Annotated in this window: 13 protein-coding genes; 5 read left to right on the top strand and 8 right to left on the bottom strand. The window is 65.0% G+C overall.

Translation table 11 applies throughout. The annotated features are described in order from the left end of the window. The first annotated feature begins 143 nt into the window (after positions 1-143). The 5 genes from ftsZ (at position 144) to FJW10_RS09170 (ending at position 5438) form a co-directional block, all read left to right on the top strand. Entirely contained in the window at positions 144-1136 is a 993-nt protein-coding gene (ftsZ, locus tag FJW10_RS09190) for a cell division protein FtsZ (protein WP_140899843.1), read from the top strand. 218 nt (positions 1137-1354) lie between these two features. After that, positions 1355-1642 (top strand): YciI family protein, encoded by a 288-nt coding sequence (locus tag FJW10_RS09185; protein WP_140899842.1) that lies wholly within the window; start codon positions 1355-1357, stop codon positions 1640-1642. 14 nt (positions 1643-1656) lie between these two features. Continuing rightward, the gene (locus FJW10_RS09180) at positions 1657-2718 is read left to right on the top strand and encodes a maleylacetate reductase (protein ID WP_140899841.1); all 1062 of its coding nucleotides are present in this window, start codon (positions 1657-1659) and stop codon (positions 2716-2718) included. A 31-nt stretch (positions 2719-2749) separates the two neighbouring features. After that, positions 2750-3658, top strand: a complete 909-nt coding sequence (locus FJW10_RS09175) for an intradiol ring-cleavage dioxygenase (RefSeq protein ID WP_140899840.1) — start codon at positions 2750-2752, stop codon at positions 3656-3658. 88 nt (positions 3659-3746) lie between these two features. Further along, entirely contained in the window at positions 3747-5438 is a 1692-nt protein-coding gene (locus FJW10_RS09170) for an extracellular solute-binding protein (RefSeq protein ID WP_140899839.1), read from the top strand. A 173-nt stretch (positions 5439-5611) separates the two neighbouring features. Here the strand turns inward: FJW10_RS09170 and FJW10_RS09165 are convergent, their stop codons facing one another. The 8 genes from FJW10_RS09165 to FJW10_RS09130 form a co-directional block, all read right to left on the bottom strand. Beyond that, complete coding sequence (locus tag FJW10_RS09165) at positions 5612-6418, bottom strand: SDR family oxidoreductase (protein WP_140899838.1); 807 nt, start codon at positions 6416-6418, stop codon at positions 5612-5614. Between the two features lie 11 nt (positions 6419-6429). Beyond that, the gene (locus FJW10_RS09160) at positions 6430-7287 is read right to left on the bottom strand and encodes a sugar phosphate isomerase/epimerase family protein (RefSeq protein WP_140899837.1); all 858 of its coding nucleotides are present in this window, start codon (positions 7285-7287) and stop codon (positions 6430-6432) included. A gap of 10 nt (positions 7288-7297) precedes the next feature. Then, entirely contained in the window at positions 7298-8095 is a 798-nt protein-coding gene (locus FJW10_RS09155; RefSeq protein WP_181177470.1) for an SDR family oxidoreductase, read from the bottom strand. Positions 8096-8168: 73 nt separating this feature from the next. After that, positions 8169-9146, bottom strand: a complete 978-nt coding sequence (locus FJW10_RS09150; protein ID WP_140899835.1) for a sugar ABC transporter substrate-binding protein — start codon at positions 9144-9146, stop codon at positions 8169-8171. A gap of 89 nt (positions 9147-9235) precedes the next feature. Further along, positions 9236-10219, bottom strand: coding sequence for an ABC transporter permease (locus FJW10_RS09145; protein WP_140899834.1), 984 nt, complete (start codon positions 10217-10219; stop codon positions 9236-9238). Positions 10220-10223: 4 nt separating this feature from the next. After that, the gene (locus FJW10_RS09140) at positions 10224-11228 is read right to left on the bottom strand and encodes an ABC transporter permease (protein ID WP_246674171.1); all 1005 of its coding nucleotides are present in this window, start codon (positions 11226-11228) and stop codon (positions 10224-10226) included. After that, the gene (locus FJW10_RS09135; protein WP_140899833.1) at positions 11225-12727 is read right to left on the bottom strand and encodes a sugar ABC transporter ATP-binding protein; all 1503 of its coding nucleotides are present in this window, start codon (positions 12725-12727) and stop codon (positions 11225-11227) included. Before FJW10_RS09135 ends, FJW10_RS09140 begins: the two co-directional genes overlap by 4 nt. A 220-nt stretch (positions 12728-12947) precedes the next feature. Continuing rightward, positions 12948-14444, bottom strand: a complete 1497-nt coding sequence (locus FJW10_RS09130) for an aldehyde dehydrogenase family protein (protein WP_140899832.1) — start codon at positions 14442-14444, stop codon at positions 12948-12950. Positions 14445-14472 lie beyond the last annotated feature (28 nt).

Below are 14472 nucleotides of genomic sequence, written 5' to 3'. Positions count from 1 at the left end.
TTGCAGAATGTCAGCGGACCTTGCAGGGAGGCGCCTGCTCTGATTCCCTGCGGTTGGTGGGGGTCGCCTGATTCGTGTGCTTGCTTCGGCTCCGCATGATCGTGCGGCGGAGCCGCAGGTGCCTTCGGTAGAAAGATGAGAACATGACCGCCAAGCCGGAAATCCTGGAGATGAGACCCAAGATCACCGTTGTCGGGGTCGGCGGCGCCGGCGGAAACGCCGTCAACAACATGATCGCCGAAGGGCTGCAGGGCGTCGAGTTCGTCGTCGCCAACACCGACGCCCAGGCGCTCACCATGTCGAAGTCGTCGCGGCTGATCCAACTGGGCGCGCATGTGACCGAGGGGCTGGGCGCCGGGTCCTTGCCCCAGGTCGGGAGCGCTGCCGCGGAAGAATCCATCGACGAGATCATGGATCACCTTGCGGGAACGCATATGTGCTTCATCACCGCCGGCATGGGCGGCGGCACGGGGACGGGTGCGGCGCCCGTGATCGCGCGTGCCGCGCGCGACGCCGGCATCCTGACGGTGGCCGTCGTCACCAAGCCTTTCGTGTTCGAGGGCAAGCGCAGGACGCAGGCGGCCGAGGAAGGCATCGAACGCCTTCGCGAGAGCGCCGATACCGTGATCGTCATCCCGAACCAGAACCTCTTCAGGGTCGCCGACGCCAGGACCACGTTCGCCGACGCCTTCGCCATGGCGGATCGCGTTCTCTACGCGGGTGTAGGCTGCATCACCGATCTCATCGTCAAAGAAGGCCTGATCAATCTCGATTTCGCCGACGTGAAGTCGGTGATGCGGGACATGGGCCGGGCGATGATGGGAACCGGCGAGGCCTCCGGGGAGGGGCGCGCCAAGATCGCGGCCGAGGCGGCGATCGCCAATCCGCTCCTCGATGAAGCTTCCATGTCCGGCGCCAGGGGGCTGCTCGTGTCGATCTGCGGCGGCATGGACATGACGCTGTTCGAGGTCGACGAAGCCGCGACGCGGATACGCGAAGAGGTCGACACCGATGCCGACATCATCGTCGGCGCCATCTTCGACCAGGCATTGGCGGGAAAGTTCCGCGTGTCCGTCGTCGCGACCGGACTGCGCAAGAGCGCCGACATCGCGCAATTCGAGCAGAGGATCGCCTGAGACCACAGGGATCTCGCGGCTGCGCTAGCCCTCGACGGCACGATGCAATCGGTCGGTATCCGTTTCCGGCGGCGAACAATCACGACCGCATGGACCCGTATCTGTCCAGTTTGGACAAATTCATCGGTCCGTTCGACGGGAGTCGATTTAAGTTCCGGCAGGGAGGAGTAGAACTTAGCGGCGATCGATGAAGCGTCGCGCCCCCCGGGAGGACTATCTTGCTCTTTGCCGTCCACTGTCTCGACCATGCCGATGCGCTTGCGCGCCGGCTTGCCAATTACGATGCCCACAAGGCCTATCTTGCCGCCGGATCGGTCGCGACGGTAATCTCCGGGCCGCTGGTCGCTGCGGACGGTGCGACCATGATCGGCTCGCTCTTCGTGTTTTCCGCGGACAGCATCGAAGATGTGAAGGCGTTCAACGCCGCCGACCCGTTCACTGCCGCCAATGTCTGGCAAAGCGTCAGCATCAATCCCTTCCTGATGCGTGTCGACAATCGCGGCTGACGGGGAGAGGCTCGATGAAAAGCTTCGTCTATAATGGCCAGCCGGCGCGCGTCGTCTTCGGATCTGGCACCATTGCAAGGCTGCCGGAGGAGATCGACCGTCTGGGGCTGAAGCGTGTGCTCGTGTTGGCAACGCCGCCGCAGGAGGCGGACGCGCGGCGTCTGGCCGGATCGCTTGGCGGCACCGCGGCCGGGGTCTATGCCCGGGCGACGATGCATACGCCCGTGTCCGTGACAGAGGACGCGCTGCGGATCGTGGCCGAGCTTCAGGCCGACGGGTTGGTTGCGGTCGGCGGCGGCTCCACGACGGGCCTCGCCAAGGCGATCGCGTTGCGCACCGACCTGCCGCAGATCGTGATGCCGACCACCTATGCCGGCTCGGAAATGACGCCGATCCTCGGCGAGACGAAGGATGGCGCGAAGGTCACCCAATCGAGCCCGCGGGTGCTGCCGGAAGTGGTGATCTACGACGTCGACCTGACGATGACGCTTCCTGCCGCGTTGTCGGGAACAAGTGGCATGAACGCCATCGCCCATGCGGTCGAGGCGCTCTACGCGAGGGAAAGCAACCCGGTGATAGACCTGATGGCGGCCGAGGCCATCGGCGCATTGGCGAGCGCCTTGCCGGTCATCGCCGAGAAGCCGCATGACCGCGATGCGCGCTCCAAGGCGCTTTACGGCGCCTGGCTCTGCGGCATCTGCCTCGGCTCGGTCGGCATGGCGCTGCACCACAAACTTTGCCACACGCTGGGCGGCAGTTTCGACCTGCCGCATGCGGAGACCCATACGATCGTGCTGCCGCATGCGCTGGCCTATAACGCCCCCGCCGTTCCGGCCGTCATGCAAACCCTGCGGGCCGTGCTGAAGACGAACGACCCGGCGACGGCCCTCTACGATCTTGCGGGCCGGATCGGCGCAAGGCGCGCCCTGTCTGAGATAGGCATGCCGCCCGACGGGATCGACACCGCGACGGACCGCGCGCTGGCCAATCCCTACTGGAACCCGCGGGCGCTGGAGCGGGAATCGATCCGGGCTCTTATCGCGCGCGCCTATGCCGGCGAGCCGCCGCAGGCCTGAGAACCCGAACGTCCCTGGAGGAGTTATCGCCATGACAGGCACCGCAGACGCCGCTCGACCGAAGTATCCCTATTTCGAGGAAGAGACCTCGGTCGACGTGGTCAACGCGCGCATGGGGCCGGATGTCGATCCGCGCCTGCGGCAGGTGATGGGCGTGCTGGTGAAACACCTGCACGCAGCCATCAAGGAGATCGAGCCGACGCATGAGGAGTGGCTGCAAGGCATCAAGTTCCTCACCGATGTCGGCAAGATGTGCTCCGACTGGCGGCAGGAATTCATCCTTCTTTCCGATACGCTCGGCGTTTCGATGCTTGTCGACGCGATCAATCACCGGCGTCCGAACGGCGCCACGGAAAACACCATCCTCGGCCCGTTCTATGTGCCCGAAGCCCCGCGCTACGAGCACGGCGCTAACATCTGCCTCGACGGCAAGGGCGAGCCGATGGTGGTGCGCGGTCGCGTGCTCGACACGCAAGGCAAGCCGATCGCCGGCGCGCTGATCGACGTCTGGCAGACCAATGACGACGGCTTCTACGATGTCCAGCAGAAGGACGTCCAGCCCGACTGGAATCTGCGCGGGGTCTTCACGGCCGACGAGAGGGGCGAGTACTGGTATCGTTCGGTCAAGCCGCGCTACTATCCGATCCCCGACGACGGACCGGTCGGAAAGATGCTCGCCGCGCTCGGGCGTCATCCGAACCGCGCGGCGCATGTGCACTACATCGTCAGCGCGCCGGGTTACGATCCGGTCATCACCCACATCTTCGCGCCCGATTGCCGCTACCTCGCCGAGGACGCCGTCTTCGGCGTGAAGGATTCGCTGATCGCGGATTTCACCAAAGTCACCAACCCGGAAAAGGCGCGCGAGCTCGGTTTCGACGCTCCGTTCTGGTCCGTCGAATGGGATTTCGTCCTGGCTCCCAAGACCGCCGGAACTTGAGGCTGGGCAGTTTCGTCCAAATTGGACAAAAGCTGGCGTCGAGCCGCCTGGTCGGCGTATCCTTCCGCGCTGGAAGGAGAATGTTGGGATGAACGATCACGAGTTCCTGCGCGTTTATGATTTCGTGGATCGCCTGCGCAGACCTTTCCTCGGTGTGACGGATGTCGAGGACGAGGCCGCCTGGCGCATCATCCACTACCTCATGCGCTCGGAGCTCGAAGGCTATCCGGTGACGATCAGCAAGCTCGCGCTGGTCTCCAATCTCCCTCACGGCACCGCGATCCGGCGTATCCAGGGCATGATCGACAGCGGATTGATCGAGAGGCGGGCGGCTTCCGAAACGGCCAAGCGCTTTACGCTTCACCCGACGGCACGCCTCTCGAACCTCGCCATCAATTATGCGGCGGAGACAAAAGCCCTGATCGCCGAGATCGTCGGCGGCCGCAACAATGAGGAGCATGAGGCCGACTATTATTTCGGCGCGCCGCAGCGCGGCAGTCCGATCATTCCACCGATCAACCTTCTGACCAACAGGGTCACGAAAGGCGTCGAGCTGCAGTTCCTGCTGAACGACGACAATTACTTTGCCGCCATGCGCAACACGTGGTCGGACTTCCGCAACAATCTGGCGAGCGCCAAGAGCTTCAAGCTAGTGCACCAGAACGATCTTTACCGGGAGGGCCTGGCGAACGGCGCGCGCACCATCTCGGCCTACGACATGATCGCGATCGACATGCCCTGGCTTGGAGAATTCGCGAGCAAGGGACTTGTCCTGCCGATCGGCGAGGTGATCCGCGAATCCGGCATCAACCCGATGGATTTCCATCCGTCGATCTGGTCGACGACGACCTGGCAGCGCGTCGAATACGGTGTGCCGATCTATTGCACGATAGAGGTGCTGGCCTGCCGGTCGGATCTCTTCGAAAGCGAGGGGCTGCCGCTGCCGCGCACCTTCGACGACGTCATCAGCGCCGGACGCGCATTCCATAATCCGGCCGCGGAACGCTACGGCATCGCCTGGAACGCGGCGCACCGGCCGCTGGCATCGAGCTTCATGTTCTTCCTCGGCTGCTGCGGCCAGACCGTGCTGTCGATCCGCCGGACGCCGACGGGCTATTCCACCGAAAACCTCGATGCGCAGCATATGCGGCCGCAGATCGACAGCGAAGCCGGCCTGCTGGCGCTCGACTACATGCATCGCATGCTGGAGATCGCCCAGCCCGGCGCGCTCGAGGCGCATTGGGACGATTCCTGCGCGGTCTTCCTGCGCGGCCATAGCGCGATGGGCTATGTCTGGACGATGCGCGCCGCGCAGTTCGAGGCCGAAGTCCGTTCCGCCGTCAAGCGCCGCGTGGCCTACGTTCCGCAGCCTTCAGGACCGGGCGGCACCAACACCTCGCCGATCGGCGGTTTCCTGTTGTGCATTCCTTCCAACATCGACCCGAAGCGTCTGCCGCTCGCGGCCGATGCGCTTGCCTGGATGGCATCGCGCGAGGCCATGAAGGAGCATGTGAAGAACGGCTTTCCCGTCGCTCCGCGTTTTTCGGTCAGCGCGGATCCGGAGGCGATCGGCAGCTCGCAGCTCGTGCGCTTCGTCGGCAGCCTCGCCAACCGCAATCTGCTGCGCAACTGGCAGCGCCCCCCGGTGCCGTTCTACACCGGCATGGAGCGCATCATCGGCGAGGAGGTTCACGACGCGCTTTCCCGCCGCAAATCCGACCGAGCGGCCCTGAAGGACGCCCAGGACCGCATTGAGCGGATCGTTGACCGCGTCGGCTGATTCCGTTTCGTTGCGGCGCGCCTTGAAGCAGTTCAGCGTTTGATAGAATCGCCTGCTGCAACTCCTTGTTTTTGCGCAATTCCAAAGGAGAACCGCAGTGCGGTTCTCCTGAAATCTCTTTGTTTTGACGCAATTCCGGACGGAAACCCGCTCACACTTTTCCGAGAATTGCTTTAGGCGATCGCTCGTATCGAGCCGCCATCCACGCCCCAGACGGAGGAGGTGACGAAGGAGGCGAGATCGGAGGCCAGGAACACGATGACGTTGGCCACTTCCTCAGGTTTGCCGAGGCGGCCGAGCGGCAGCTGGCGCAGCGACATCTCGTGCTCGACGGCCTTCTGCGGCTCCATATTGTGGAACTTGCCCATGGTTTCGGCAAAGCCGCCGGGCTGGGTCCAGAACGGCGTCCAGATCGGGCCGGGAGCCACGGCGTTGATGCGGATGTTGTTGGCGCCTTCGGTGCGCGCCAGCCCCTTGGTCAGGGCGAGCACCGCCGCCTTGGACGCCGAATAGTCGATCGGAACGCCTTCCGGCTGACGCGCAAGGTCCGAGCCGTTGTTGACGATCGCGCCGTGTCCCTGCTTGCGCATGACCGGCAGGACGATGCGCGTCGTGCGGACATAGCTCATGAAGTTGAGCGAGAAGGTCTTGTCCCACTCGGCGTCGGTCAGTTGGTCGAAGGTCCGCACCGCGCCGGCGCCGACATTGTTGACGAGGACATCGACCGTGCCGCCGAAATGGGCGATCGCGGCTGTAACCTTCTTCTCGATATCCTCAGCCGAGGAAAGATCGGCCTTGAACGTCGCGGCCGTGCCGCCGGCAGCCGTGACCGCGGCCGACGTCTCGGCGAGGGCCGCTTCGTCGATGTCGAAAAGCGCCACGCGGCTTGCCTCGCGGCCGAACGCTATCGCCGTTTCGCGGCCGATGCCCTTCGCCGCCCCGGTGATCAGCACCATCTTGCCCTTGAGATTGGTTTCCATTTTGATCCTTCCTATCTTGCGGCGAATTGCGCCATGGTTGTTTCGAACGAGCGTCGCGCCGCCTCTTCGAGCGGCAGCACGCGATGCCTCTTTGAGATCACTTCGACCGAGTAGAAGCCGTCGAAGCCGGTCTTGCGGATCGCGTCGATGAAGGCGGGTGGATTGAGCACGCCCTCGCCACAGAGCCGGCGTTCGTAGATCGTGTCTTCCCAAAGCGTGCCGACGACCTTCTCATCCGCGTCGTCGAGCTCGACCGAGACGACATATTGCTTCGGCAGGGCGGCGACGGCCTCGTAGGGGATGCCGCCGCGGCCGACATGCCAGATGTCGAGCAGCAGGCCGCCATTGGCCTTCGCCGCGCCTTCGACGATGGCGCGCGCGGTTTCCAGGGTGCGCACGTTTGAGAACGGCATCACCTCCAGCGCGATCCTGGTTCCGTAACGGGCGGCGTCGTCGCAGATCGCGGCGAAGCTGTCCGTGACCTGCCCAAGGTCGATCGTGTCGGCATCGAACTCCGGCGCGATCTTGACGTCGCGGGCGCCGAGCGCCTCCGCTGCCTCGAAGAGCTCGCGCCGAACCTTGTCCGATGCGGCGCGCAGGGCGCCGGACGCGAACCAGTGGGTGATGAACTCCAGCTCGACATGCGGCATGCCATTGGCGTCGAGGATGCGGCGCATCTCCTTCAGGCCGATCTTCTCGCGCGTCGCCTGCAGATCGGCGTGGATCAGGCCGACGCCCTTGTATCCGGCCCTTGCCGCCGCCTCGACACGCCGGGCGAACGGAAAGGGGCTGATCTCGTTCGGCGCGAACGGATAGACGTCGCCGGAGATGGTCCAGTAGGCGGCGACGAGTTCAATGGATTTGCTCATCATCTTCTCCTCAGACCGAGGCGCCTTCCGACCCCGTGCGGAAATCGAAGCTGGTCGTCAGGCCGCCGTCGGCGATGATCTCGGCGCCATTGAGCGCAGTGGAGGCGTCAGAAAGCAGGAAGAGGCCGGCGCGAGCGACCTCGGCCGGATCGAGGATGCGGCCGGCCGGCTGGCGGTTGGCGCGCGCGGCGAGGAAGCGGTCCGGATCGTTGGCGGATTTCATGTGCCGTTCGAAGAGGCCGGCGAGCATCGGCCCGGGGCTCAGCACGTTCGCGCGTATACCCTGGCGCGCATGGTCCATCGCAACGGTGCGGGTAAGCTGGCGGACGGCGCCCTTCGAGGCGGCGTAGACGGCAAGCTGCTGCTCGGCGAATGTCGCGTCGATGCTGGCGACCGCCACGATCGGGCCGCCGCCGCGCGCGGTCATCAACGGCAGCATGGCGCGAAAGGCGAGCGCCGTGCCGATGAAATTGACCGACATGGTCCTTTCCATCGCCGCTTTGTCGAATTCGAGGATGGTGCCGACATTCAGCATTGCCGCCGACGTCACGAGGCCAAGCGTTCCAGGATTTTCCCTGGTGATCATGTCCGTGATGCCGGCCCAGGTCGCCTCGTCGGTAACGTCGCCCCGGACATGCGAATAGCGTTCGCTTGCAAGGCTCTCGGGCGCCGGCGCGAGATCGACGCCGATCGTGCGTACGCCGCTTTCGGTCAGCAGCCGGGCAATGTTGGTACCAAGACCAGAAGCCGTTCCGGAGACCACGACAAGGTCCGGCAAGGCGTTGCTAAAAACTGGCTCCGTGGCCATGGGATATTCCTCTTTTCTGACGTCGGGAAGGATGAGGCACGGCGGCGGGCCGCCGTGCCTCGGATGCGGATAATCAGCGGCCGAGCGCGGCGTTGCAGTCGGCAACGTTGGCCTTGGTGATGATCTCGTGCGGCAGGAAGATCTGCTTCTCCACCTTTTTGCCGTCGAGAAGATCGGCGACAGCCTGCGCGGCATATTTGCCGTCGTCGATCGGCGATTGCAGGACGGTGGCGTATTGCGTGCCGTCATTGATCTGGTTGACGCCCTCGATCGAGCAGTTGGAGCCGACCAGGACCAGGCTTGCCGGATCGATGCCGGCGCGCTTGGCGGCGACGATCACGCCGGACATCATGTTGTCGGCCTGCGCATAGACGCCCTTCACGCCTGAGCCGAGCTGGGTGAAGAGGGCGGCGGCGGCGTCCGTCGCCTTGGTCTGGTCCCAGTTGCCGTTCTGCTTGCCGGCCACCTGAATGCCGCTCGCCTTCTTGCCCAGGACATCCTCGAAGCCCTGCGAGCGCTGGATCTGGGGCGGTGTTCCGGGAACGCCCTCGACGATGACGACCTTGCCGTCGCTGCCGAGCTTCTTGTCGGCGAAACCCTTGATCATGGCTTCGCCGGCGGACTCGCCGTTGCCGATGTCCGACGGGCCGGTGAAGACGTCCCAGAATTGCGAATATTTCTCGTCCGGCCGCGAGTTGGTGATCACCAGCGGAATGCCGGCCTGCTTGATCTTGCGCAGCGACGGCACGATGGCGCTCGCATCCGCGGGCCAGAGCACGATCGCGTCCGGCTTTTGGGCAATCGCCTGGTCGACCTGCGAGGCCTGCTCGGCGGCGTCGTAGTTGTTGATCTTGACCTCGAGATCGATGCCAGCGGCGGCCGCGACCTCCTTGAAGGCGCGCTGGTGCAGGGCGCAGTATTCACATTCCTCGGTGACCGTCAGCAGGATCACCTTCGCGCCCTGGGCCGCGGCAAAGGCCATTCCCGGCGCCATCAGCCCTCCGACGACCGTGGTCGCCAGCAAAAGTTTGGTAAGTTTTGCGAAGTTCATTTTGGTTACTCCTCCCGTTTCAAGGTTGCACGTTCCCCCGCACCGCCGATCGGCTCGGTGGCGTTGCAAGGATCCGTCGGTTGTTTCCGCTAGGCGGAATTGGCGGCCCGCGACATTGCGAGCCGTTCGCTCATCCATGCGCCCAACTGACCGTCGAGCAGCACGATCCCCATCAGCACGAGGCCGTTGGCGAAGAGAATCCCCGTCGCCCCCATGCCGATCAGACTCAGTCCATTGTTCATCACCGTCAGGATCAGCGATCCGAGCAGGACATGCGCGGGCGTGCCGGAGCCGCCGCTGAGGGCGACGCCGCCGACGATCGCGGCCGAGACGGCCTGCAGCATCAGCGTGCTGCCGGTGGTCGCCGCGGCGCTGGCGAGGCTCATCGACAGCAGGCTTCCCGCGAGCGTGGCCGTGGCGGCGGAAAGCACGAAGACGATCACCAGCGAGCGGCCGACCCTGGCGCCGCTCGCCGCCGCGACCTGGGGCTTGCTGCCGACGACGCGGATGTCGCGTCCCATCAGCGTGTAGTGCATGAACAGGCCGACGAGCAGGAAGGCGGCAAGCGTCACGACGCTGCGCCAGGAAAGGACGGTCAGCAGCGGATCGTCCAGGACCATGCCGAGGTCGAAATTGTCGGTGCTGATGACCTTGCCGCCGGCGAGCCAGAAGGCGAAGCCGGAGAGCGCCATCATCGAGCCGACCGAGACGACGAGCGACGACACCTTGAAACGGCTGATCACGAAGGCATTGACCAAGCCGACAAGTACGGCGAACGCCAGCGCGGCGACCATGCCATGGACGAGATTGCCGGCGCCGATGACGAGCGTGATCAGGCCGCCCACGGCGACCATCGAGCCGACGCTCAGATCGAACTCGCCGGCAATCATCGTCAGCGACAGGCCAAGCGCGACCATGCCGAGCAGCGCGAAGGATTGCATGAGGGCATAGAGATTGCGGCCGCTGATAAAAGCCGGATTCCAGATCGCGAAGGCGGCGACGAGAGCGGCGAGCAGGACAAGGCGCAGCAGCGTCGCGCCGGAGATCATCTTCGATTTGCGGATCGCGGCCATGGTCTTACCTCCTGAAGCCGAGCGCCAGCGCGCCGAGGATCACCGAGCCGATCACCACCAGGCCCTTGACGATGAGCTGGATCTCCAGCGACAGGCCCTTGAGCAAAAGGATGTTGGAGATCATCGCCAGGAACACGGCGCCGATCGCCGCGTCGAGGATCCGGCCTTGGCCGCCCTTGATCGCCACGCCACCGACGAGCACGGCGGCGATCGCGTCGAAATCCAGCCCCGCGCCGAGCTTGAGGTTGCCCTGCGCCGCCTGCGAGCCATAGAGCGCGCCGGCAAAGGCCGCAGCCATGGCTGCAAACATGTAGGCGAGCACCAAAGTACGGCCGACGCGCAGGCCGGTGAAGCTGGCGGCCTTCGGGTTCAGCCCGATCAGGCGAAGCTCCCGGCCGAAGCGGGTCCGCTCGACGATGAAGCTCAGCATGATCGCCGCCAACAGGAAGAGCAGGATCTGGTTGGGCAGGCCGAGGGTCCGTCCGACCCCGAGCCAGCTCGCGTCTCCCTGGCCCACGACCGTCAGGCCGCCGGAATAGAACGAGCCGGCGCCGGTGATGATCGAAGCCATCGCTATCGTGGTGATGATCGGATTGGTGCGGAACAGGCCGACAGCGATACCCTGGGCCAACCCGAACAGCCCGCCGATCAGGACCACCAGGATCACGCTCGCGAACAGGCCGAAATGCAGGAAGGATGCAAAGAGAATGGTGGAGACGGCGGCCGTCGCGCCCATCGACAGCATGAAGAGATTGCCGGAAAGCGTGATCAGCGCCATGCCGACCGCGGCGATGCCGACCGCGGACGTGGAGTACATGATCGCCGACACATTGGCGCCGGAGGAAAAGCCGGGAATGGTGAATGTTGCCCACAAGGCGAACAGCACCGTGGCTGCCCACACCGCGGTGGACTGGATGCGCTCCGGCCGCATCAGGCTGGCGCCGAGCGCCGTCGCGTCGAATCCGACCAAGGCCCTGCCTCCGCTCCTTACATTGCCGTTGATGCTCATGCCGCCCTCCCGATGGCCGGACCGCGAACGACGTCGCCCAGGATGGAATCCATGGTCGTCTCCTCGACCGGCAGATCGCGAACGATCTCGCCGCGGAAGACTGTGATCACGCGCTGCGACAGCTCCCGAATCTCTTCCAGGTCCGTCGAAAAGAACAGGACGACCAACCCCTCACGGGCGAGCGCCTGGATCTCGCGGTAGATCTCGGTGCGGGCGCCGACATCGACGCCGCGTGTCGGCTCGTTGAGCACCAGGATCCTGGGCGAGAGCGCGACCGACTTGGCGATAGCCACTTTCTGCTGGTTGCCGCCCGAAAGCGTCGACGCCGCAGCCGGCAGCCGGCGGACGTCGATCTGGAACCGGCGGGCAAGCTCGCCCGCCTGCCTGCGCGCATCGGCAAGCGTCAGCACGCCGAAGCGGTTGAGGCGGTCAAGGATCGCCGCTGTGAGGTTGACCTCGATGGGGGCTCCGAGGAAGAGGCTCTTGCCGGCGCGGTCCTCCGAGACATAGGCGATACCGGCACGGCTCGCCGCCGCAATCGAAGTGACCTCGACCGGAGAGCCGTCGACCCTGATCGTGCCGGCATAACGCCGCTCCAGGCCTGCCAGCGTTTCGACCAGCGCATTGGCGCCGGAGCCCAACTGACCGATGACGCCGACGATCTCGCCGGCGCGGAAGGCAAGATCGACGGGGCGGTATTTTCCCGCGACGCCAAGTCCCGCAAGCTCGATCACCGTCGCCGCCTCGGGCCCGGCCCGGTCGGCCGTTGCATGCGCCGAGGTTACCTCGCGACCGATCATCTCGGCGACGAGCTCGTCATTGGTCCATTGCGCGGTCGGTTTCGTCAGGATGCGCTGTCCGTTCCGGAACACGGTCGTGCGATCGGTGAGGGCGAAGATCTCCGGCAGGCGATGGCTGATATAGACGACGGCCGTTCCCTTGGCGCGCAGCCAGCGCACCGTCGCGAAGACCCGCTGGATCTCGGCGTCGGAAAGGCTCGCGGTCGGTTCGTCGAGGATGAGCACGCGCGCTCCGCGCATCACAGCGCGGCAGATTTCGAGGAGCTGCTGCTCGGCGATCGACAGGGTTCCGGCCTCGAGGTTGAGCGGAATATCGGACAGCCCGAGCTGATCCAGCGTCTCGCGTGCACGCGCCCTGTAGCGGGCGCGGATGTAGAGCTGGGAGATATCGGGGTCGCCGAGAAGCACATTGTCCAGCACGGACAGATGCGGAATGATCGACAACTCCTGATAGACGACGGAAACGAGCTTCGGGTTGGTAAGCTCGCCGGGCCGCAGCAAATGCCCGCCGACGCGGATCTCGCCCTCGTCAGGCGGCATGAGGCCGGCAATCATACGCACCAGCGTGCTCTTGCCGGCGCCGTTCTCGCCGCAAAGAGCATGAATCTCGCCGGCGTGAAGATCGAAGTCGATGCCTTTCAGCGCGTGGACCCCGCCGAACGACTTGCGCAAGTTCGTGACCGTGAGAACGGCTTGCATAGCTCGTGAAACCTCCCAACACCGCGCCTCCGAGCGGTGCCAAAAGGCTTAAACGACAAGTTCGCCGGGGGTCGCGGGTAAATGGTCCATACTGGACTTTCTGTCCTGCCGGCGCATCGTTACCGCGCGGGCTATGTCCAGCACTCCTTCCCGGAGCAACCGATGAAGCTGATCCGCGCCGATCTGCGCGAGCTGACGAGCAGGTTTACGGAGCGTCTTCTTAGTCGGTCTGGATCCAGACCGACTTGGTCTCCAGATACTCGTGCAGATGGTCGACGCCGCCCTCGCGTCCATAGCCGGACATCTTCATGCCGCCGAACGGCACGGCCGGGTCGATGGCGTGATACATGTTGACCCAGACCGAGCCGGCCTTGACGCGGCGCGCGAGCTTGTGCGCGGTGCCGAGATTGGTCGTGAAGATGCCGGCCGCGAGGCCGTAAGGCGTCGCGTTGGCGCGCGCGACAACCTCATCCAGCGTGTCGAAGGGCATGGCCGAGATGACCGGTCCGAAGATTTCTTCCCGCGCGATCGTCATCTTGTCCGAGACCGCGCCGAAGACGGTCGGCGCGATGAAGTTGCCGCCGTCATAGAGCTCGCCCGTCAGCCTTGAGCCGCCGGCGACCAGCCTGGCGCCTTCGTCGTTGCCGGCCTTGATGTAGCCTTCCACCTTGCCGGCCTGCCTCGCATTGATCAGCGGCCCGATCTCGGTTTCCGCCTCGATGCCATGGCCGATGCGCAGCTTGCCGGCGAACTCGGCGACCTGGCGCACGAATTCGTCATGGATCTCGCGCGCCACGAACAGGCGTGAGCCGGCAATGCAGATCTGGCCGGAATGCACGAACACCGCCATCGCCGCGACCGGCACGGCCTTGTCGATATCGGCGTCGCGGCAGACGATGATCGGCGACTTGCCGCCAAGCTCCAGCGAGACGCGCTTGAGGTTGGCGACGCCGGCGCGGGCGATGGCCTGGCCGGTCATCGTCGAGCCGGTGAAGACGATCTTGGCGACGTCGGGATGCCCGGCAAGCCGCGCGCCGGCCTCGGCGCCGGTTCCGGTGACGATGTTGACGACACCGTCGGGCACGCCGGCTTCCTGCATCAGCTTCGCGATCAGGAGCGGTGTCAGCGATGCATCCTCCGACGGCTTCAGCACGATGGTGCAGCCGGTGGCAAGAGCCGGCGCGATCTTCCAGATCGAGGCGGCGGTCGGCGCATTCCAGGGGATGATCGCGCCGACGACGCCGACAGGCTCGCGACGGGTGAAGGTGACGATCTCGCCGGGGATCGAATTGTCGATCGCCTCGCCATGCAGCGCGGTCGCCATGCCGCCATAGAAGCGCAGCATGCCGATGACCCGGCGCCGGTTGGCCAGCGTGCGGGTGATCGGCAACCCCATATCGAGCGTGTCGGAGACGCTGAGCTCTTCCCAATGCTTCTCGAACAAGTCGGCGATCCGCAGAAGCAGGCATTGCCGCTCGTAAGGCGAGAATTTCGACCAGGGGCCTTCGAAGGCCGCGCGCGCCGCGGCCACCGCCGCGTCGATGTCGGCGGCCGACCCGCGCGGCACGGTTGCCAGCACTTCGCCCGTCGCCGGGTTCAGCGCCTGCATCTCCTGGCCGGATTGCGCCGCGACCCATTTGCCGCCGATGAACATCGGCCGGAATTCGCCATGGTAGAGCGCGGTGGCCTTCGCCCTCGGGTCGAAGTTCAGGGTCATCGTCTCCTCCTCACGAATTCCGACGCGA

This window comes from Mesorhizobium sp. B4-1-1 (assembly GCF_006439375.1).
GTDB lineage: Bacteria > Pseudomonadota > Alphaproteobacteria > Rhizobiales > Rhizobiaceae > Mesorhizobium.
This window is presented reverse-complemented; position numbering and strand designations above follow the sequence as displayed.